This is a genomic window from Deinococcus metalli (assembly GCF_014201805.1).
GTDB classification, from domain to species: Bacteria; Deinococcota; Deinococci; order Deinococcales; family Deinococcaceae; genus Deinococcus; species Deinococcus metalli.
The window spans coordinates 65,523-84,311 of record NZ_JACHFK010000013.1; the positions used below are offsets into that span (position 1 = coordinate 65,523).

At 68.0% G+C, this 18,789-nt stretch carries 21 protein-coding genes and 2 pseudogenes; 5 read left to right on the top strand and 18 right to left on the bottom strand.

Annotation, left to right across the window (positions count from 1 at the left end; genetic code table 11):
• Positions 1-33 precede the first annotated feature (33 nt).
• Positions 34-399: an ArsR/SmtB family transcription factor gene (locus HNQ07_RS19850; protein WP_184115055.1), complete on the top strand. Its 366-nt coding sequence runs from the start codon at positions 34-36 to the stop codon at positions 397-399.
• The gene (locus HNQ07_RS19855; protein ID WP_184115057.1) at positions 396-1,628 is read left to right on the top strand and encodes an MFS transporter; all 1,233 of its coding nucleotides are present in this window, start codon (positions 396-398) and stop codon (positions 1,626-1,628) included. The genes HNQ07_RS19850 and HNQ07_RS19855 overlap by 4 nt, the downstream gene beginning before the upstream one ends.
• 77 nt (positions 1,629-1,705) lie before the next feature.
• Here the strand turns inward: HNQ07_RS19855 and HNQ07_RS19860 are convergent.
• Positions 1,706-2,539: pseudogene (locus HNQ07_RS19860) on the bottom strand (IS5 family transposase).
• 351 nt (positions 2,540-2,890) lie between these two features.
• Between HNQ07_RS19860 and HNQ07_RS19865 the strand changes: the two are divergent.
• The gene (locus HNQ07_RS19865) at positions 2,891-3,394 is read left to right on the top strand and encodes a hypothetical protein (RefSeq protein ID WP_184115059.1); all 504 of its coding nucleotides are present in this window, start codon (positions 2,891-2,893) and stop codon (positions 3,392-3,394) included.
• 639 nt (positions 3,395-4,033) lie between these two features.
• Here HNQ07_RS19865 and HNQ07_RS19870 read toward each other — a convergent pair.
• Both HNQ07_RS19870 and HNQ07_RS19875 read right to left on the bottom strand, forming a co-directional pair.
• Positions 4,034-7,033 (bottom strand): Tn3 family transposase, encoded by a 3,000-nt coding sequence (locus tag HNQ07_RS19870; RefSeq protein WP_184115061.1) that lies wholly within the window; start codon positions 7,031-7,033, stop codon positions 4,034-4,036.
• Positions 7,033-7,590: a recombinase family protein gene (locus HNQ07_RS19875; protein ID WP_184115187.1), complete on the bottom strand. Its 558-nt coding sequence runs from the start codon at positions 7,588-7,590 to the stop codon at positions 7,033-7,035. Before HNQ07_RS19875 ends, HNQ07_RS19870 begins: the two co-directional genes overlap by 1 nt.
• Before the next feature lie 201 nt (positions 7,591-7,791).
• Here HNQ07_RS19875 and HNQ07_RS19880 point away from each other — a divergent pair, with 201 nt between their 5' ends.
• Positions 7,792-8,112, top strand: coding sequence for an ArsR/SmtB family transcription factor (locus tag HNQ07_RS19880; protein WP_184115063.1), 321 nt, complete (start codon positions 7,792-7,794; stop codon positions 8,110-8,112).
• On the opposite strand, the gene HNQ07_RS19885 is transcribed toward HNQ07_RS19880, so the two are convergent.
• From HNQ07_RS19885 to HNQ07_RS19895, 3 genes are read right to left on the bottom strand one after another with little or no spacing between them, the layout of a single operon-like run.
• Positions 8,051-9,286 (bottom strand): MFS transporter, encoded by a 1,236-nt coding sequence (locus HNQ07_RS19885; RefSeq protein WP_184115065.1) that lies wholly within the window; start codon positions 9,284-9,286, stop codon positions 8,051-8,053. The genes HNQ07_RS19880 and HNQ07_RS19885 overlap by 62 nt on opposite strands.
• Entirely contained in the window at positions 9,283-9,849 is a 567-nt protein-coding gene (locus HNQ07_RS19890) for a DUF6428 family protein (RefSeq protein ID WP_221275244.1), read from the bottom strand. Before HNQ07_RS19890 ends, HNQ07_RS19885 begins: the two co-directional genes overlap by 4 nt.
• 10 nt (positions 9,850-9,859) lie before the next feature.
• On the bottom strand, positions 9,860-10,213 hold the full coding sequence (locus HNQ07_RS19895; RefSeq protein ID WP_184115067.1) for an ArsR/SmtB family transcription factor: 354 nt from the start codon (positions 10,211-10,213) through the stop codon (positions 9,860-9,862).
• Positions 10,214-10,337: 124 nt separating this feature from the next.
• Between HNQ07_RS19895 and HNQ07_RS19900 the strand changes: the two genes are divergently transcribed.
• Complete coding sequence (locus HNQ07_RS19900) at positions 10,338-11,144, top strand: sulfite exporter TauE/SafE family protein (RefSeq protein WP_221275245.1); 807 nt, start codon at positions 10,338-10,340, stop codon at positions 11,142-11,144.
• Between the two features lie 220 nt (positions 11,145-11,364).
• On the opposite strand, the pseudogene HNQ07_RS19905 reads toward HNQ07_RS19900, so the two are convergent.
• From HNQ07_RS19905 to HNQ07_RS19960, 12 genes and pseudogenes are all read right to left on the bottom strand, one after another.
• A pseudogene (locus tag HNQ07_RS19905) lies at positions 11,365-11,913 on the bottom strand (metallophosphoesterase family protein); the annotation flags it as partial.
• A complete protein-coding gene (locus HNQ07_RS19910) occupies positions 11,910-12,359 on the bottom strand; it encodes an arsenate reductase ArsC (RefSeq protein ID WP_184115073.1) in 450 nt (149 codons plus the stop codon). The gene HNQ07_RS19910 and the pseudogene HNQ07_RS19905, both read right to left, overlap by 4 nt.
• Complete coding sequence (locus HNQ07_RS19915) at positions 12,359-13,042, bottom strand: MIP/aquaporin family protein (protein WP_184115075.1); 684 nt, start codon at positions 13,040-13,042, stop codon at positions 12,359-12,361. The genes HNQ07_RS19910 and HNQ07_RS19915 overlap by 1 nt, the downstream gene beginning before the upstream one ends.
• Positions 13,043-13,504 (bottom strand): arsenate reductase ArsC, encoded by a 462-nt coding sequence (locus tag HNQ07_RS19920; RefSeq protein ID WP_184115077.1) that lies wholly within the window; start codon positions 13,502-13,504, stop codon positions 13,043-13,045. It abuts the gene before it with no gap.
• Between the two features lie 339 nt (positions 13,505-13,843).
• The gene (locus HNQ07_RS19925) at positions 13,844-14,254 is read right to left on the bottom strand and encodes a hypothetical protein (RefSeq protein ID WP_229832216.1); all 411 of its coding nucleotides are present in this window, start codon (positions 14,252-14,254) and stop codon (positions 13,844-13,846) included.
• Positions 14,255-14,374: 120 nt separating this feature from the next.
• The gene (locus tag HNQ07_RS19930) at positions 14,375-15,031 is read right to left on the bottom strand and encodes an SCO family protein (RefSeq protein WP_229832218.1); all 657 of its coding nucleotides are present in this window, start codon (positions 15,029-15,031) and stop codon (positions 14,375-14,377) included.
• A complete protein-coding gene (locus HNQ07_RS19935) occupies positions 15,028-15,915 on the bottom strand; it encodes a cation diffusion facilitator family transporter (RefSeq protein WP_184115079.1) in 888 nt (295 codons plus the stop codon). Before HNQ07_RS19935 ends, HNQ07_RS19930 begins: the two co-directional genes overlap by 4 nt.
• Entirely contained in the window at positions 15,908-16,513 is a 606-nt protein-coding gene (locus HNQ07_RS19940) for a DUF305 domain-containing protein (protein ID WP_229832220.1), read from the bottom strand. The genes HNQ07_RS19935 and HNQ07_RS19940 overlap by 8 nt, the downstream gene beginning before the upstream one ends.
• Entirely contained in the window at positions 16,510-17,004 is a 495-nt protein-coding gene (locus HNQ07_RS19945; protein WP_184115081.1) for a thioredoxin-like domain-containing protein, read from the bottom strand. The genes HNQ07_RS19940 and HNQ07_RS19945 overlap by 4 nt, the downstream gene beginning before the upstream one ends.
• Entirely contained in the window at positions 17,001-17,513 is a 513-nt protein-coding gene (locus HNQ07_RS19950; protein WP_184115083.1) for a signal peptidase II, read from the bottom strand. Before HNQ07_RS19950 ends, HNQ07_RS19945 begins: the two co-directional genes overlap by 4 nt.
• A 107-nt stretch (positions 17,514-17,620) precedes the next feature.
• Positions 17,621-18,136, bottom strand: coding sequence for a peptidoglycan DD-metalloendopeptidase family protein (locus HNQ07_RS19955; protein WP_229832221.1), 516 nt, complete (start codon positions 18,134-18,136; stop codon positions 17,621-17,623).
• 299 nt (positions 18,137-18,435) lie between these two features.
• A complete protein-coding gene (locus tag HNQ07_RS19960) occupies positions 18,436-18,681 on the bottom strand; it encodes a DUF2171 domain-containing protein (RefSeq protein WP_184115087.1) in 246 nt (81 codons plus the stop codon).
• Between the last annotated feature and the right edge of the window lie 108 nt (positions 18,682-18,789).

Here is an 18,789-nt window from a genome sequence, read left to right on the forward strand (position 1 = left end):
TCCTCCGGATAGACGAATGCTAGAGTGGTGGGCATGCGAGTCCACGCGGTTCCCTTCCCCCCGGACATCGGCGACCTCACTTCGGTCACCCAGCTGTTCCAGGCGCTCGGCGACCCCACGCGCGTCCTGCTGCTCCTTGCCCTGCAACAGGGCGAGCAGGCCGTGTCTGACCTGGTGACGCAGCTCGCCCAGCCCCAGAGCACCGTCAGCCGGCATCTCGGTGTGCTGCGCCACGCCCAGCTGGTCCAGACCCGCCGTGACGGCACCCGCGTGCTGTACCGCCTCGCCGACAGCCACCTGGGCGACCTCCTGATCCAGGCCTTCAGCCACGCCGAGCACCGCCGCCTGGGTCTCGCTGACCACCACCTCACAGACCGGCTGTCCGGGGGTGTGCATTGAACGCCCTGGCCCTGTTCAGCTCGCTCCGCAACCCGCGCTTCGCCCGGCTGTACGCGGCGCAGACCATCAGCCAGGTCGGGGACGCGCTCACGTGGGTCGGGCTGGCCCTCCTCGCCGCGCAGCTCGCCGGTCCCGGTCAGGCGCCGGCCGTGCTGGCGATTGCCCTCACCATCCGCGTCGCGGCTTTCGTGCTCCTGAGCCCCCTCGCGGGCGTGTTGGCCGACCGCGTCAACCGCCGCACCGTGCTCGTGACCTGCGATTTCGGCCGCATGGCCGTGCTCGGCGGGATGTTCTTCGTGACGCAGGTCTGGCAGATCTACGTGCTGATGTTCGTCCTGAACGCGCTGACCGCCTTCTTCACGCCGACCAACCAGGCCACCGTGCCGCTGGTCGTCGGCCGCGACGACGCCCGCCCCGCCTTCGCGCTCTCCAGCGCCACGACTGAACTGCTGGGCATCGTCGGGCCTGGACTGGCGGGCGCGCTCGCGGCGTGGCTGGGCACGCGGACGCTGTTCGCCGTCGACGCCGCGAGCTTCCTGCTCTCCGGGCTTTTGATCCTCACGCTGCCGGCGCTGCGGGCGACGCAGGACGGGACTGTGGACCGCAGCACCCGTGCCGACCTGCGGGACGGTACGGCGCGGCTGTGGCGTGATCCGCCCATCCGCTTCGCGCTGCTGATGGAACTCGTTGCCGCGCTCGCCGGGGCGATGATCCTGACGGTCACCGTGTCGCGGGTCGAGGGTGGGCTGCACCTCGGCGGAGCACAATACGGCTGGGTGATGGCCGCGTATGGCCTTGGGGCCGCCGCCGCATCGCTGGCGGTGGGCTTGGCCGGGAAGCGCGTCCCCCTGACCCGGTTCATCGCGGTGGGCGCGCTGGTGACCTCTCTGGCGATTCTGCCAGGGAACGTCGTGCCGCTCAGCGGTCTGATGGCCTTTTGGCTGATCGCCGGCATCGGGCAGAACTGGGTGAACCTCCCGACCGAGACGCTGCTTGCCGAGCGCACTGATGAGGCCGCACAGGGCCGGGTGTACGGCGCGCACTTCGCGTGGAGTCACCTGTGGTGGGCGTTCGCGTACCCGGTGGCTGGGTTCCTTGGCACACGCTTCCCGGAGCACGCCTTTGTGATCGGTGGGGGGCTCGCCCTGGTGCTCCTCGCGGGGGTGTGGCTGAGCCATGCCCGCAAGATCAGCAGTTCCATTTCAGATCAGGCGCGCACGGCACCCTGACCTGACGATGCCCTCACGTTTCCCAACACGCTTAAGAGCCGGTTTGGCATCTTCATCTGGCGTGTTGAACGTCGTTTTCATGTCATCGTCAATCGCTTGAGGAGCAAGCGGCTCATCGCGGCATAGCACCATGTTTCTTCGGAGCACGGCAAGGTTTCGAAGTCTTTGGAAAGTCGTCGATAGCGTCCCAGCCACGCAAATGAGCGCTCTACCACCCAGCGCCGTGGAAGGACGTGAAAGCCGTGCGGATCGAAGCCTTGTGCTTCTAGCGCTTCCGGCAGGTACCGTTGGAGTTGACGCCACCAGGGATAGACCACCTCGAAATCGAGGTGGAGGAGTTCGCTGGCCCAGTGCTTGAACTTGCCGGTATACCCCTGATCGGCCCAGATTTTCTGAAGGCCAGGGAAATGACCGTGGACAGCCTGGAGCAACAATTTCCCGCCCACACGGTCAACCAGACCGGCAGAATGAACCACGACTTTCAAGAGCAATCCCAAGGTGTCAACCAGGATGTGACGCTTGCGCCCATTGACCTGTTTGTGACCATCAAAGCCGTGTGGGCCACCATTTTCGGCGGTTTTGACACTCTGGCTATCGATAATGGCCGCGTGAGCCTCGGGCGTTCGCCCGAGGCTCACGCGGTATCGCTCCCGCAACTGGCGATTTACATCCTCCCAAACGCCTGAACGCCGCATGTGGCGAAAATGGAACTACACCGTCTGCCATGGAGGAAAATCGACTGGGAGGGCACGCCAGGCGATACCGCCGCGAAGGACGTAGAACACGGCATCCAGAATGAGCCTTGGATGCCAGATGGGCGGACGACCTCGTCCAGTGCGGCGTGGAAGAACCGTCTGGAGGAGCTGCCATTCGCGATCCGTGAGATCGCTCGGATACGTTCCACTGGGCATTCTTCAACAGTAGGTAGACTGCGTGAGGGACGTATAATTTGCCAAACGGGCTCTTAGGAAGGCGCAGGACGGCGAGCACGACAGATGGCGTCTCAGATGTCATCGACGCCCTGCATTCCTGGGGCAGTTACGGGAGCGACATCGACGTGGGTACCGACGGCGTCTGCGCCAACCCGAGTTCAGCCATCGCTGTGGAAGATTATGCTCCCGCTCTGGACATCGTCTCGATCTATTAGGGCAAGCGTTCTGGTCTTGGCCTTCACGTCCCAGGCCCAGGGGATCTACCTTCGCTACAACGGCATCTACTTATTGCCACCTCCCGGCAACGAATCAACGGTGGTCGGAGGTCGGATGACCATCGACCCGGACTGGGTGACGTACGCCATCTTCGGAACACGGCAGCCTGAAGGGCGGCGACGTCCACCAATGCCGATCCGTGACTTCGCACGGATCCGAAACCTGCGCCTCCAGTGGCTTGCCAAGGAAGCTGTCGCTGACCTGTCAAGGCTGGTTGAACCGCTTCCTCCGAACGGAGTGGAGGACCGATTCACGTTGAGTTTCAGGGCGTTCGCGCAGCTCGGTGACGCCCCGCCCGGTCTCAAGGTGGTGTTCACGCCAGGTCGGCTCACGGTCACTTACCCCGGGCGTGCGGCAGTGCAGGGCCTGTTTGCGACGGCGGACGCGACCTTTACTCCGTTCGGCGATGGCGTCCGGGTGCCCGTGGCGCTTCCGGACGACTGCCGCCGCTCGGGCGGCTGGACGACATGCACGGTGGTCGCGCCTCGACGGTTCATCTATGTGGCTCTGCGGTTCTGGAAGGAGGAGCCGTCCGCGACACGAACCGGAGGAGGGTGACGGATCGGCTCCATCTGGGGCGTGCCGCACGCTCGAACTGGACGGTTCGGCGGCACATGCCCGCTGTGCACCAGCAGCCCGAATCCGCACGGCACGTGGATTCACCCAACGTGTCGGACTGCGGGCGGCCAAAGGTGCATGTGCAGCCGCATGTCAGGCATGCAGATCATCCTCGGGGTCAGGTTGTGCTGCCTGAACTGGCTGCACGGCAAGCTGAGAGCAGGGGTGGCCTGACCTTCAGGCCACCCCTGCCGCGACCGTTGACCACGCCTGGAACGCTTTTCGCTGATGGGCTGGGAACACATCGGCCTGACGGGGAACGACCTCTGTCGGGAAGACCTGGTGCCGCTGAGCGGCACCTATTGAGAGCTGGGACGGTAAAGCTCGTTGAGCACGATGTATGCTGCTTAGCAGAGTAAAATTCCAGCATCGTGTCTTGCCCCCACGGAGGGAGGAGAGGGAACGTGAGCCGGGAGAGCACACCAACGTCCCTGGCGGCGTGCCAGTTGAATGCGAGGCCGTGGGCCTCAATCGCGTCCGGGAGCGAACTCGCTCCCGCGCGCGACGTGGTGTTGTTGCTGGATCCGGCGGTCGCCATGACGACTCGGGGTCACGCTAGGGCCGGAGCAGGAAAACCCGCTAAGAGAGTTGCTCCAGAGACGCCTGGAGGGGACTCGGATCGCGGAGTGGTCGCAGGTGGCCGCCTGCGACGGCCTCTGGGAGGGAGAAGTCGTAACGGCCGAGCATGTTCACGTGCTCGTGGAGCAGCGGGGACAGGCGGGCGATGTCGGCCGGCGCGACCGGCCCCTGGGTCTGCGTCCGATGGGTCAGGGCATGCTGCAGGTAGCGCGTGTTCCACAGCACCAGGGCGTTCACGACCAACCCGAGGGCCCCGAGCTGAACCTCCATCCCCTCCCGGTAGCGCTGGCGCAGTTCGCCTCTGCGGCCGTGAAAGACCGCCCGGGCCACCGCGTGGCGGCCCTCCCCGCGGTTGAGCTGCACCAGGATGCGCCGGCGGTACCCGTCGTCCCGGACGTAGCTCAACAGGTACAGCGTTTTTTCGATCCGGCCCACCTCCGCTACGGCTCGCCCGAGACCGGACAGGCTCCCGCCCCGCTGCACGGTGCGCATCACGGCCGTTGCCTTGACCTGACCGAGTTTCAGCGACCCCACTGGCCGCAGCATGTCCTCCCAGTGCTCCGCGATAAGCCGCTCGTTGATGACATGCCGGCTCAGGTCGTTCAGTTCGCCGTAATCGGCGTTCCGATCCAGGCGCCAGAAGCGCTGGTCGCCCAGGTCTGCCAGGCGCGGATTGAACCGGTAGCCCAGCAGGCTGAACAGGCCGAAGATGACGTCGCTCGATCCGTGGGTATCGGTCATGAGTTCACGGGGATCGAGGTGGGTCTGCTGCTCGAGCAGACCGGACGGGACGAACAGCGAATCGCGCAGGGTGCCCGGAATCACGATGCCGTGAAAACTGGTGAACTGGTTACTGGTGAAGTTGTAGTACGTCACGCCCCGCTGCGACCCGAAGTATGTGCTGTTCCACCCGGCATGGATCATGCGCACGGGCACCACGAACCGCAAGCCGTCCGCAGATGCCACCTCTCCGCCGCCCCACTGGCGGGCCAGCGGCAGGTGATCCTGCGCGGCCACGAGGTGCGCGTTCGCGGCCGTGATGCCCTCGGCGCGCACGTGGGTCTGCTGAACCCAGGACAGGCGGGCCAGGGTCAGGGCGGGCACGTCGTCGCGGGCCACGGCCTTGAGCCCGATATTGCAGGCCTGAGCCAGCAGCACCGCACAGATGCTCACGGGAAGGTCGCGCCACGACGTGCGGCCGGCGGTCACGGGCGTGAAGGCCCCCGCGAAGCCTGAGAAGGCCTGCACTTCCAGCAGCAGTTCGGACAGTTCGATGGCCGGAAGTCGCAGGGCCAGTCGCGTCCGGAGGTCGTTCAGGGCCGGGGAGTCCAGCTGTGCGTCCAGCGGGGACACGCTCACGTGCGTGTGCCCAGCCTCCTCCCGGAGCGTCACGGTGCCTGCGCCGGCCAGGTGCTGTACGTCGGTGTAGGCCTCGGTCAGCGCGGCGCGCCACGCGGCGAGATCGGGCATTGGATCCAGGGCGCGGGACATATCATCCCGCGCGGCCAACCACGCGTCCCCCTGGAGCAGCTGGGCGCGTGGATCCCGGTAGCGGTCACTGCCCGGTGCGAAGACCCCCCGCCGTTTCAGGGCCTGCTGTAGGCGGTCAAGGACGCACAGGGTGTACCACGCGCGGTCGGGCTGGCCATCCGGGAAGACGCGGCGCGCCCAGACCTTGGGCACGAAGCTTCGTGGGGCATCTTCCCAGCGTGACCTGCTGCGGCCGGTGTCCTCCTGAGTGACCAGGAACGTCCAGGCGGCCAGGAGCGGTTTCGCGCTGGGTGTGCCGTCCAGCGTGACGCTGCGCAGGAGCGCCGGCAGGAACCGCCGGACGGTGCTGTACTGCCCGCTCAGCGCGTCGGGAGGCTGCTCGGCCTCCCAGGCGAGGGCCTGGATGGTGCCCACGGCCTCGAGGAGCCGCGCCTCACCGACCTTGGCGTACACCTGAGCACGCACCTCGGCGTCGGGTGTGCCCGTGTCGAGCAGGAGGCGGCACGCGTCCTGCAGGATCAGGGCCGCGTGGTCGAGGTCACCCAGGGTGCGCAGGCGTTCCTGGCGGCGCCTGGCCTCCCCGCGCAGCGACAGGGTGCCCAGCAGGCTGACGAGGACGTCGAGAACGTCATCGGTCGCGGTGCGCTCGAGGTGCTGCACGAAGACGAGCAGGGTGCTCCAGCGCCGGTCATCTGCCATGCGCAGCTGGGTCTGCGCCCAGGCCCCCTGAGCCTGCCGGGCCAGCACGGTCAGGTGCGCCTCCGGGATGTCCTCCACGCCCACACGGCCCACACCGGTCGCCCGGATCTGCTCGAGGCGGGCGAGCGCCGCCACCAGGCCTGGAGCGGACACGCGGGTAGGCGGCGTGCGGAGCATCTCCAACGGTGTCCGGAACTGCCCGGGTGGCAGGATCAGCAGGGCGTCGAGGGTGGTTCGCTGCTCGGGACTCAGCCGGCGGCTGAGTCCCTGAAAGGTGCGCGCGCCGCTGCGTTCCTGGACGCGCGCGATCAGGCGGGCCAGCACCGTCACGCCCGGGAGCACGACCTGGTGCCCGGTGGGGTGATAGGTGGCCAGATCGAACAGCAGGCTGGGGCGCAGCGTGCCGGTGGCCAGCTGTGCGTACAGCCAGCGCACCAGCCGGAACGCCTGACGGCCGTCGAAGGGCTGCATGCCGGTGTGCTGTAGGATCGCGTGCTGATGCTCGTACCAGGTGCTGGCGCGCCGGCGGTAGTCCAGCAGGGCCGCCGGATTCACCTGCAGTTGCTGGGCCAGGGTCTGTGCCACCGCGTCGGGCACCCGGGTGGGCTCGGGCAGGAAGTTGCCCAGATACCGCAGGGTGCCGAGCTGCACCGCGCAACCGAGCCGGTTGCGGTCGCGCCGGCGCCGCGCGATGAAGGCGTGATCCTCCTCGCTCAGGTAGAAGTACCGCGTGAGCTGTTCAGGCGTGAGTGGCTGGTGGTACTGCCCGTAGCGGGCGGCCTGCTCGTCACTCAGGAACTCGACGGGCATCAGGTCGGCCGCAGGTAGGTGTACAGGGTCTCGCGGCTGATGCCCAGTTCCCGTGCCAGGGCCGCCTTGGGTTCTCCCGCCAGGACGCGCTGCCTGAGTGTCTGCACCTGTTCCGGCGACAGGGCCTTCTTGCGTCCCCGGTACTTTCCCTGTGTCCGGGCGAGGGCGATGCCTTCGCGCTGCCGCTCGCGGATCAGCGCCCGCTCGAACTCGGCGAATGCGCCCATCACGCTCAGCAGCAGGGTGGCCATCGGGGAGTCCTCGCCGGTAAAGGTCAGGCCCTCCTTGACGAATTCCACCCGCACGCCCCGGCCGGTCAGGGTCGTGACCAGCCGGCGGAGGTCGTCGAGGTTGCGGGCGAGCCGATCCATGCTGTGCACGACGACGGTGTCGCCCTCGCGGACGAAGCCCAGGAGCGCGTCGAGCTGGGGACGCCGGGTGTCCTTGCCAGACGCCTGGTCGCTGAAGATGCGCGCCAGAGTCTGGCCGTCGAGCTGGCGATCCGGATTCTGGTCGGCGCCGCTGACGCGGATGTAGCCGATGCGGTGACCGAGGATGGTGGGCCTCCAAGGGAAGTGTCAGGTTGAACTCGTAGAGTTGAGCATCATACTGTCAGGAAATCAAGAAACGGACTTCAGTTGGGCAGTGTTGAGCCTGAAGGTGGACGTCCAGGTGGGGTGTACCTCAATCGGACGTTCTGAATCACGGAACGGTCGCCTTGAAAGGCGCGCTCCAACTCCCTCGTCTACACTCGGCGCATGACTCTGGTGGCCTCCGACGTCTTGGAACAGCTCAAGGCCCTGTCCAACGAGATCCGCTATGACCTCGTGCGCTTCCTCGGGGCGGGCGAGCGCTGCGTGTGTGACCTCGAGGGCCTGACCGGCCTGCCGCAGTCGAAGGTCTCCTACCACCTGGGGGTGCTGCGCGACGCGGGTCTGGTCGTGAGCGAGCAGCGCGGCAAGAACATCTATTACTCGCTGTGTGAAGCGCGGCTGTTCCAGTTGGGCGGTCTGATACTCACCGAGGTCTTCCACGATCCGGTGCGCCACGCCCACGAGGACGCCTCACTCTGCGAGTGACCCAGGCTGCTGCCGGGTCGAGGACCTGAGCCCGCAGGCCCCAGGCGGACAGCGCCGCCAGGACGCTCAGCCCCCACAGCGAGGGCAGGTAGCTTCCGCTCCCGCTGAACAGCAAGCCAACCCCAAATGGCGTCAGCGCCTGGGCCAGGTTGACCGGCCCGGCCAGACGCCCGTTGATAGTGCCGAAGAGCCCGGCGTCGTAGCGGCCCACCAGCAGTTCGGTGCGGGCCAGGGTGAGCGCGCCGTTGGCCAGACCGAAGAGCGTGATGGCCAGACTGGCAAGCCATACCGAAGACGTCGTGGCCAGCAGCAGCGGCCCGAGGCCCAGCATGATGAACAGCGCGGTGGTCAGGCGGTGGATGCCGAGTGCCGCCAGCAGCGGCCCGAACAGCACCCGGCCGGGCAGGGCCGCCAGCCCCATCAAACCCGCGAGCGCCGCCGCGACGGCCGGCGCCTCTCCACGCGCGAGCAGCAGGGGCGCGAGCTGCAGCCCGGTGCCCACCGACACGATCCGCGCCAGCGTGAAACTCAGCACCAGCTGGCGGAAGGAGGCATCCGGCGCGAACGGCGTCACCATGTGGTGCTTGGCGCCGGTGTGCCGCCCAACCCCAGGCAAGACGGCCCACCCCAGTCCGGCCGTGATCACCAGCAGGCCCGCCAGTATCCCGAGGGCCATGGTCAACCCACCCGCCTGGAGTCCAGCGCTGGTGAGCGGCACGAAGATGGTGCTGGCCAGCCCGGCGATGAGCGTGATGGTGAGCGTCGCCCGGCGGCGGTCACCGGCCTGGAACTGCTGCGCGACCACCGTGAACACCGGCTCGTAGAAAGTCAGGGTCATCGCCACGCCCGCGAGCACCCAACACGCCACGAAGCCGGGATAGCTGGGGTGCAGGCTCATCAGGGTCAATGCAGCGGCACCGAGGGCGGCCCCGCCGCTGATGAGCAGCCGTCCCCCGAAGCGGTCGACCGCGCGTCCCACAACGGGGGCCAGCGCCGCGTTGGTGAGCAGCGCGAGCGTGAAGGCCAGACCGGTCTGGGCGCGGCTCCAGCCGGTGGTCTGCTCGGTGGCCACCGCGAGCAGCGGCTGCGCGTAGTACAGCGCGCCGTAGCCGACCGTCGACAGCAGTGCCAGCGTCCAGATCAGGGGCCGCTGGCGCTGGGTGGACGACCTCACTGCAGGCTGATGGGGGCCTGAGGCGTGCAGCACCCACTGGCTGGCGCACATCCTTCGGACTGCGCCTCAGCCACCGGCAGCCCGCAGGCGTCGCCGGCCTTGCACTGCACGCCGGGCGTGCGCAGGTGGACGACCGTGCGCCCGGCCTGCTCTTCGAGGTGAGTCACGTGGTACTGCAGGGCGGGCAGGGTCTCCGAGCCGTACTCGAAGCGCACCTCGGCCTCGTCCCGCACCGGGATGCGGCTGGTGACTCGGTCGTAGATGGCGAGGAACTTGCGGGTGGTCATAAAACCGCCCTGGGCGTCCTGGGCGCTGCCGTCCATCAGCTGGATCACGGTCTCGCGCCAGCTGGCCGCCTTGCCCCCACAGTCCATCGCCTCGATGGTCACGGCCTTGACCTCGGTGACGTGGTAGCCGGGGCCGACGAGCGGTGAGCCGTGCAGCCAGAACTCCAGGGGGCGCTGGAGCTGATCGCGCAGACCGATGATCAGCGCGTGGGTCGAGACCTGGCCTTGGAGACCAGGGATGGCGGTGGGCAGGGTGGGCTCGGTCAGGGTGGTCATGGTGGCCTCCTCAGGCGGGGGTGGGCTGGGCGGTGGGGGAGGGGGCGGGCGAGGCACGGGCGGACGCTGTGCCCTGGAGCAGACCCAGGGTGGCCTGCGCGTCCTGAAGTCCGGCGGGACTCAGGGCGTAGTGAACCCAGCGGCCCCGTCTGGTGGCCGTCACCAGGCCGGCGTCGGTGAGCAGGCGCATGTGGTGGCTGACGGTCGGCTGCGCGAGCCCCAGGTGCGTGACGAGGTCGCAGGCACAGACCCCGTCCGGCCCCTGGCAGCACGCGGGCGTGGCGGTCGCCAGGAAGTGCAGGGCGCGCAGGCGGTGAGGATCGCCCAGGGCCTTGAAGCGCGCCGCCTCCATATCGAAATCCATGAATCTATGCTGCACGATAGATCGAAGATTGTCAATGTGTTGGCCAGTGACCGAGCGACAGGACTCCCGAGGCCCATCAGGAAAGGCCTGCCGCCCTCCCTGTCCCCCTGCTACGCTGACCCGCGTGCCCCGGTCGCTGTTGGCCTTCCTGACGGGCCTTCCCGTCGCCCTGCTGGGTGGGCTGATCGGCCTGGGCGGCGCGGAGTTCCGCCTGCCCATCCTCACGGGCGTGTTCGGCTACGCGGTGCGCGCCGCCATCCCCCTCAACCTCGCCGTCAGCTTCGTGACCCTGACCGTATCGTTGCTGATCCGCACGGGCACCACCCCGCTCGGCACGCTGGGGCCACACGGGGGCGCCCTGCTCTCGCTTCTCGCCGGCTCCGTTGCCGGGGCCTACCTGGGCACCGCCCTGGCGAAGCGCCTGTCCGACCGCGTGCTGGAGAGCGTGGTATTCTCCCTGCTGCTCGGGGTGGGGCTCCTGCTGCTGCTGGAGGCGTTCGTGCCGTTCACGCGGGGCGGCCTGAACCTGCCGCCCGCCCTCGGCATCCCCGTCGGTGTGCTGCTCGGGAGTGGCATCGGGATCTTCAGCAGCCTGCTCGGCGTGGCCGGTGGCGAGCTGCTGATCCCCACGCTGCTGCTGGTGTTCGGGCTGGACATCAAGCTCGCGGGCACCGGCAGCGCCCTGATCAGCCTGCCCACGGTGCTCACGGGCACCCTGCGCTGGCGCGCCCAGGGCGCCTACCTGGAGCGGGCCGACCTCGGCGGAGTGGTGGTGCCGATGTCGCTCGGCTCGGTGGTGGGCGCACTGCTGGGGGGCGTGCTGCTGGCGTATGCCCCGACGGGCGCCCTCAAGTTCGGGCTCGGGGTCATCCTGCTGCTCTCCGCCGGCAAGACCCTGCGTGACTTGCGCCGCACCCACGCGCCCGCCTAGGGTCTGGCGCTGACCGCCCCGGTGCCCAGGGCCTCGGGTGGAAAGGGACTCAGGACGCAGCGTTCCCGGTGCGCAGTTGCGCCGCTTCCTTCGTTCCGTGGTAAGCGTGTTTCTCAGCCCACCGAGCGGCGGCCCCGACGTCGTAGGCCACGCGCCGGAAGGTCACGCTCCAGACATCGCCCGCTCCCTCCAGCAGCACCCAGCGCGCGAGCGGCGAGCCATCCTTCTGCCGGCTCACCGCCCCGGCGTTCACCACGGTGATCGGCCCGATCTGCCGCAAGTGCTCCAGGTGTGAGTGCCCGACTATCACCATCCGCGCCGGGCCGATGTCGCTCAGCCGATCGCGGACAAGGTCGTCACTTGCCCAGCCGTCTCCGTCTCGCAGCAGATACGTCCACGCGCTGTCCGGCGTGCCGTGCGCGGCCAGCACCGTGCCGTCCGCCAGCGTCACGCTGGTCGGGAGCGCCGCGACGTACGCTCCGGTTCCCTCCGGCAGCACCCCATGCAACCACTCCAGCATGTCCCGTTTGGCCGTGGTCTCGGTCAGCGTCTCGCCCAGACCCTCCTCCGTGTTGCCCCGCACCTCCAGCACGCCATGCCGGGCTCTGAGCTCCTGTTGCAGCGCCCACGCGCCCGCCGGATCGGCCCCGCCGAACAGCTGGTCGCCCAGGTTCACCCAGGCGTCCGGGCGGTGCGGCTCGATGTCCTGAACCACGGCCTCCAGGGCAAAGCGGTTGCCGTGCACGTCCCCTAAGACCGCGATCCTCACGCGCGCTCGGCCAGCCAGCCCTGGATCCGCGCGTCGATCTCGTCCCGCACCCGGATGAACACGGCGAGGCGCTCCTCGTCGCTGCCCGTCGTGGCGGCCGGATCCTCGAAGGGCCACGCCAGGCGGTAGCGGGCGTTGGGAAAGATCGGGCAACTCGCCTCCGCCCGGTCACAGACGGTGATGGCGTAGTGAAAATGCTCGGCGATCATGGGTTTGACGCCCTTGGAGGACAGGTGATCCGTGGGCAGCCCCGCGTCCTGCAGCGCGCGGACGGTCAACGGGTTGACCTCACCAGGCTCCAGGCCTGCCGAGACCACCTCATAGCGGTCGCCGGCGCGGCGTTCGAGCAGCACCTGGGCCATCTGGGATCGGGCCGTGTTGCCGGTGCAGATGAACAGCACGCGGGGCTTGCGGAGGGAGGCTGGACTGGGGTCAGGCTGGGTCATCATGACTCTCCTTGCGGCGCGAATTCCTGCGCCCGGTGCGTATCCGCCTCGACGGGCTGGCGGGGGCTGAGGACGTGGTTCATGGCGACCGCCAGCGCGGCCCCCAGCAGCGGCGCGGCCCAGTACAGCCAGTGGGCCGTCCAGATCCCGCTGGCCAGGGCCGGGCCGAACGAGCGCGCCGGGTTCATGCTTGCCCCCGTGATGGGGCCGCCCATCATGGCTTCCAGGGCCACCACGCCGCCCACCGCCCAGGGCAACCCGGAGCGCAGCGCGACGAGCAGCAGGAAAAAGGTCATCACGGCCTCCATCACGAAGGCTTGCGAGGCACTGCCCGCCGGCACGGTGACGCCCAGGTTCCCCTCCAGGCCGAACAGCGCGAGCAGCACGAAGGCCGCCAGCGAGGCCCCGACGAGCTGCGCGGCGACATAGGGCAGCACTCGAGACCTGGGGAATCGCCCCGCCAGGGTTAGGGCGAACGTGGCGGCCGGGTTGATGTGCGCCCCGCTGATGGGGGCCAGCGCGGCGATGACCACGGTGACGGTCAGCCCGAAGGTCAGCGCCACGCCGGCGTGGCCCAGGGCGCCGGTCTGCGCGTTGACGATAGCGGCCCCGGGGCCGAAGAAGATCAGGGCGAAGGTGCCGATCAACTCGGCGACCAGCGTGCGGTGCAGGGGAGGTTGCATTCAGGTGACCAGCACGGCAGGGCTGTCGTCGTAGCTGGGCGGCGCCAGCTGGCCGTCTTTCAGGCACTGCACGAACGCATCAAACTGAGTCTGGAGCTGGTCGCGTACCGTGCGCCAGCGGTCGAGACTGCCGCCCGAGGGGTCGGTGAAGGGATAGTGCCGGCGCTCAGTTTTGCCGGGGTAGACCGGGCACGCCTCGGCGGCGCTGTCGCAGACCGTGATGACGTAGTCGAAGTTCATGGCGTCCGGCACGTCGTGCAGCGTCTTGCTGGTGTGCGTGTCCAGGCTCAACCCGAGCTCGGTCATGACGGTCTTCGCCTCGTCCTTGACGCGGGTGGCCTCGGTGCCGGCGGAGTGGACGTCCAGGTCGAGTCCAGCACGGCGGGCCGCCTCGCGGGTCAGGGCCTCGGCCATCTGGCTGCGGGCGCTGTTGTGCGTGCACAGGATCAGGACACGGATCATGCTGGCAGCCTAACAGATCAAGTCAATTCGGTGCGTCAGCTGAAGGTCAGGAGGGCTGGTGCCTTCGGCCAGGGCCATTGGAGGAGGGTCACCCGCAGGAGTGGCCGACTCACCCCGCCAGATTCAGGGTCACCGGGGGCAGCCCAGCCGCTTAGCGGGAAAAACGGTTCCGGCGCTAGCGTGACCCCGACTCCCTGGCTCAGGACATACGCGAGGTACTTTGGCCCGGGGACGAGCAGCCTCACCAGGATGCTACCGAAGGCAAGACGAAGTGTGCGGTTCATGGACAACCTCGGAAAGAATGGATTCAGGAGCACCCAATCGTCAGATCGCGCCCGTCTATGGAGAGCCGCTGATGGTGATCAGCGTGCCGCTCCCGTCGCGCACCGCCGTGTAAAAGAGCTCCGCCGGTACGGTGCGGCCCAGGAACGCCGAGTAGTGCCCCGGTCCCCGGATCTCGTCTTCGCGCAGGACGTAGCCCGCGCGCGTGAGGGGCGTCAGCAGGGCGTCGGGTGCCCACGTGGGGAGGGTGTACTGCTCGACCCTCGACTGCCCGGTCCTGACTTCGGTGCGGTACGTGGATGCCGTTGGACAGACCGGGGTCAAGCCAGCTGGAGTCTCGAACAGCCCTCCCCACACCGTGCCGCGCTGCTGAATGCAGTACAGCGGCATCGACCAGCGGCCGACCGCCTGCCACCACGCGGCCGAGAGCGCGGCCGTCAATGCGGTGGCCGCGAGGAGCCCCAGCATGCGGCGCCTTGACGCGGTGTCAAGCACGCGCATGATCGGGAGCGCGCTGAATCCGCGTGGTGTCGTGACCGCCTGAGTGGCGAGACACGGCGCTGCGGCGAGGCCAACTGGATGGGCGCATCAGTCCATCACCGCCAGGACATCCTGTGCAATCCGCGCCGCATTCGCCGTGACCTGCGTGTAATCCCACACCACGCGAAGCCGGCCCCGCGCGTCCACCAGGTATACGCCAGTGGTGTGGTTCACCTGGTAATCCCGAGGTCCCTTGACGTCCACGTACTGAACGTCCGCACCCCAGGCACGGACAGTCTGCTTGAGCTGCGCTTCCGGAACCCGCAGACCCCGGGCGCCCACGCTGAAGTACTCGACGTACTGCTTCAGGCCGGCCGCGGTATCGCGCCTGGGATCGACCGAGACGAGCAGCGGCGTGAAGTTCGGACGCCGACTGGCCGGGAGGGCCTGCCGGACGCGCTCCAGGGCGGCGAGCGTCGTGGGACAGATGTTCGGGCAGTTCAGGAACCCGTAGAACACCGCGACCGTCTGGCCGCGGAGGTCCGTGAGCGACAGCGGCTGGCCGTCCTCGCCGGTTCCCTCGAGGGCCGGTGCCATGCGGCCAGACGGATACGCAGTTCCGGAGAAGGACGACGGATTGATGAGCCGGTTGTAGAGCAGCATGCCGGCCAGCAGCACGGACACCGCCAGCAGCGCGAGGGTCAGCGACTGACTCCAGTGGCGGGCGGGGCGGAGCGGTCCAGCGACCGGACGGTCTTCCGTCACGGATGCACCGTGCCGTGCGTGCCCTGGTGGAAGTCCGGGGCCTCGACCTGTACCGTCACGTGTTCGATCTCGTACCGTTCCGCGACCTCCGCAGCCGCGGCCGTCAGCACGCCGACCGACTCGGTACCGACCAGGTGCACCGTCAGGCTGTGCTCACCGCTGGTGACGCTCCAGACGTGCAGGTCGTGCACCTCCTGCACGCCCGGCAGCGCGGCGAGCTCCGCGCGCAGGGCGTCGAGATCCAGGCCCTCTGGGACGCCTTCGAGCAGGACGTTCACGCTGGACCGCAGCAGGATCCACGTCCGCGGCAGCACCCACAGCCCGATCAGGGCGCCCAGGACGGGGTCGATCCACGTCAGGCCCGTGAACCGGATCGCGAGCGCGCCGACGATGACCGCGACCGAGCCGAGGAGGTCACTGAGGACCTCCAGATACGCGGATCTGACGTTCAGGCTGCCCTGGCTGCCGGCCATCAGGATGCGCGCACTGATCAGGTTGACGATCAGGCCCAGCACCGCCACGACCAGCATGGGGAGGGTCTGGACCTCGACGGGGTCGGTCAGGCGCTGGTACGCTTCCACCAGGATGTAAATGCCTACCGCGAACAGCAGGCCGGCGTTCAGGGTGGCCGCCAGCACCTCGGTGCGGCGGTACCCGAAGGTGCGCCGGCGGTCGGCGGCCCGGCGGCCGATGTGAATGGCGAACAGGGAGAGGGCCAGGGCCGTCACGTCGGTGAGCATGTGTCCCGCGTCCGACAGCAGCGCCAGACTCCTGGAGAGGAAGCCGTAGACGACCTCCACGATCAGGAACGAACCGGTCAGGGCCAGGGCGACCGTGAGCTGCCGCGCGCTCGCCTCCTGGCCGTGATGGTGGTGGTCACTCATGGCTCATGTCCGTCATGGGGGCCGCCGGCGTGTTCGGCGCCGCTTGGCGACCGAGCATCGCGTCGATGGTGCGGACTTCCGCCGTCTGCGACGTGATGATGCGGTTGGCCATCGAGCGGGTGAGCGGGCTGCGCAGGGTGTTCAGGGCGGACTTCGCCATCGCGATCCCGCCCAGGTGATGCCGGCGCATGAGCGTGAGGTACCGCTCTTCCGCCACGCTGCCGTCCAGCCGCTCGAGGGTCGTCAGGGCTTCAGCGCTGGCCAGGCCCATCGCCGCGCGGTCCATGCCCTTCATTGGAGGCGTCGATCCGGACACCGTCACGCCCCACGCGGTCAGCCAACCGGTCATCTGCCCGATCTGGGCCTGCTGGGTCAGCGCAATGTCCTGGGCCAGCAACCGCACCTTGGGATCACTGCTGCGCTTGACGAGGAGCATGCTCATGTCCACCGCCTGGGCGTGGTGGGCGCTCATATCCCGCAGGAAGCGCACGTCCGCACTGTCATCCCGGGGGTGCAGGAGGTGAACGGACGGTAGGACGGCGCCCAGGGCACTGGCCGTCAGTAGCGCGAGCGCGACGAAGGGAACCGTGCGGTTCACTGGGTCTGGTCGTACGCGCCGCTGCACGACGCCCCAATCTCAGGAGCCGTCCCGCCCTGCTCGTATTTCTGAATGAACTTGCCGACGCGGGGATCACTGGCCTTTTCGACGTTCAGCTGGGCGTTCCAGGCCGTGAGCACGATGGGTGAGGTCTGGGTGCTGCGTGGGGAGAGCAGGGTGTGGGTGCGGCCGTTCAGGGCGCTGCGCAGGGTCTGGATGGACTCCTGATCGAGCGTGGGGCGGTAGGTCACCCACACGGCGCCGTGTTCCAGGCTGTGGACGGCGTACTCGGGATACAGCTCAGCCTGGTACTCACCGCAGTTCTGCCACGCAGGATTGTGTGGCCCGCCGACCGGCAGGGCTTCACGGTAGGTGATCTTGCCGTCCTGGTGCTCGCCGCCAGTGTAGTCGAAGGTCGTGACACCGCGGATGGACGTCTGCTGACACGCGGTGAACAGCACGAGTGGAACGAGAAGGGCCAGGCGTTTCACAGGTGGTCTCCCTGGGGCCGCAGCGCGGTGCGGGGGGCTGGCGTGAGCACCAGCAGGACGACGCCGGCGAGGACCAGCATGTCCGCGCCGTTGAAGATGGGGAAGGACTGCGTGCTCAGGAGCAGATGGACGCGGTCGAGCAGGGGTGAGGTGAGGTAGTCGACCACGGCGCCCCGTGTCAGGCCGTCCACGGCGTTGCTGAGGGCGCCGGCACCGATCAGGCCCAGGGCGAGCGCGCGCGGGCCAGGGATCCGGCCCCGGAACAGGGCCGCCACGACGCCCAGACCGACGAGCAGCCGCAGGAGGGCCAGGGGGAGCGTCAGGTTGGGCAGGAGTCCCCAAGCCATGCCCGTGTTCAGGGTGTAGTTCAGGCTGAGCAGCCCGGGAATCAGGGTGCGGGGCTCGGCAGCCGGCAGGTGTTGGGATGCCCAGGCCTTTACCAGCAGGTCCGCGAGCAGCAGGACGCTGAACGCGAGGAGAGGGATGACCTGTGGCGAGGGCCTGGGCATGCCGGCAGTATATCTGCATGGATGTTCATATGTGATGAGTTGAAGGTGGCATTCCGAACGAAGCGGCAGGCCCGCCACTGTGACGGGCCTGCCGCTGCCTGCTCAGCTCACTCGTAGAGGCTGTACGGATTGACCGCCTGACCTTCCCGGTAGACGCGGAAATCCAGGTGTGGTCCGGTGCTGTTCCCGGTGCTGCCTACCCGGGCGATCGTCTGACCGGCCGTCACCTGCTGTCCCACCCGCACCAGATTCGCGCTGTTGTGGCTGTACCGCGTGGTGTACCCGTTCCCGTGATCGACCACAACCGTCCAGCCCCATCCAGTCCGGCCATCGAACTCGGACATCTGAACCGTTCCGCCCATGGCCGCCCGGACCGCCGTTCCGCTGCGGGCGGCGATATCCAGGCCGAGGTGGTCGTTGCTCGGCGCCGTGGTCAGGCGGCCCACCAGCGGCAGCGACACCCTGACCCGCAGACCGGCCGTCTTGACCACCGCCTTGCCTGACCCGGCAGTGACCGGCACGTTCAGCCGCTGTCCGATCTGCAACCGCTGCGGATTCAGGCCAGGATTGGCCTTCAGCAGCGCCTGCACGCCAACCCCCTGCCGCGCGGCGATGCGGGTCACGGTATCTCCACGCTGGACTTGCACGGTCAGGGCCAGGCTTCCCGTCATAGTCAGGGCCATCAACAGTGCCGCAGCATACATTCTGGTCTTCATCAGCCCTTAGAACGTAACAGGTCATCCGACCACTGTCGGGGATCAGGCTGACATCCAAACGCCAGAAGCGCGCTCCACCCTGCGAACCAGCACGGACCCAGCGCGGTCGGCCGGGCACCACTCATCGCCTCTGCGGATGTCAGGACAACTCGAGTGGGGACGGCTGCCGGCAGCCGTCCCCACGCTTGGATGTCATGCCCAGACCGCTACTGACGGTGCTCAGGGTGCGGATCTTCCGACAGCCACTGTTCGTGAACCTGACTGTGGTTGAGGTTGAGGTGAACGTGTTCGTCCACGTGATCGACGGCGCTCAGCGGCAACCAGTGATGCTGCCCGGAGTCGTCCTTGGTGAGCTTGATGTAGTTCCCGTCGACGCGATCGACTTCACCGTGGTTGTGGCCATCGGCGCAGACAACGGGCATGTGCTCCTGGATCTGGCTGGACATCGTCATATGTTGACCTCCTGAGCCCATAGCGTAGGTCTCCTCACCACGGTGCCAGTGAGCCCCCATTCTGCTCAGGTTCATGAATGAACAGATTTACATATGAATAGTTCCTCA

Bases quoted from the DNA above. Each gene is read 5' to 3' on its own strand.
- HNQ07_RS19850 (WP_184115055.1), top strand. From the start codon at position 34: ATGCGAGTCCACGCGGTTCCCTTCCCCCCGGACATCGGCGACCTCACT.
- HNQ07_RS19865 (WP_184115059.1), top strand. From the start codon at position 2,891: ATGACCATCGACCCGGACTGGGTGACGTACGCCATCTTCGGAACACGG.
- HNQ07_RS19870 (WP_184115061.1), bottom strand. From the start codon at position 7,033: ATGCCCGTCGAGTTCCTGAGTGACGAGCAGGCCGCCCGCTACGGGCAG.
- HNQ07_RS19880 (WP_184115063.1), top strand. From the start codon at position 7,792: ATGACTCTGGTGGCCTCCGACGTCTTGGAACAGCTCAAGGCCCTGTCC.
- HNQ07_RS19890 (WP_221275244.1), bottom strand. From the start codon at position 9,849: ATGACCACCCTGACCGAGCCCACCCTGCCCACCGCCATCCCTGGTCTC.
- HNQ07_RS19895 (WP_184115067.1), bottom strand. From the start codon at position 10,213: ATGGATTTCGATATGGAGGCGGCGCGCTTCAAGGCCCTGGGCGATCCT.
- HNQ07_RS19910 (WP_184115073.1), bottom strand. From the start codon at position 12,359: ATGACCCAGCCTGACCCCAGTCCAGCCTCCCTCCGCAAGCCCCGCGTG.
- HNQ07_RS19915 (WP_184115075.1), bottom strand. From the start codon at position 13,042: ATGCAACCTCCCCTGCACCGCACGCTGGTCGCCGAGTTGATCGGCACC.
- HNQ07_RS19920 (WP_184115077.1), bottom strand. From the start codon at position 13,504: ATGATCCGTGTCCTGATCCTGTGCACGCACAACAGCGCCCGCAGCCAG.
- HNQ07_RS19925 (WP_229832216.1), bottom strand. From the start codon at position 14,254: ATGCTGGGGCTCCTCGCGGCCACCGCATTGACGGCCGCGCTCTCGGCC.
- HNQ07_RS19935 (WP_184115079.1), bottom strand. From the start codon at position 15,915: ATGAGTGACCACCACCATCACGGCCAGGAGGCGAGCGCGCGGCAGCTC.
- HNQ07_RS19950 (WP_184115083.1), bottom strand. From the start codon at position 17,513: ATGCCCAGGCCCTCGCCACAGGTCATCCCTCTCCTCGCGTTCAGCGTC.
- HNQ07_RS19960 (WP_184115087.1), bottom strand. From the start codon at position 18,681: ATGACGATGTCCAGCCAGATCCAGGAGCACATGCCCGTTGTCTGCGCC.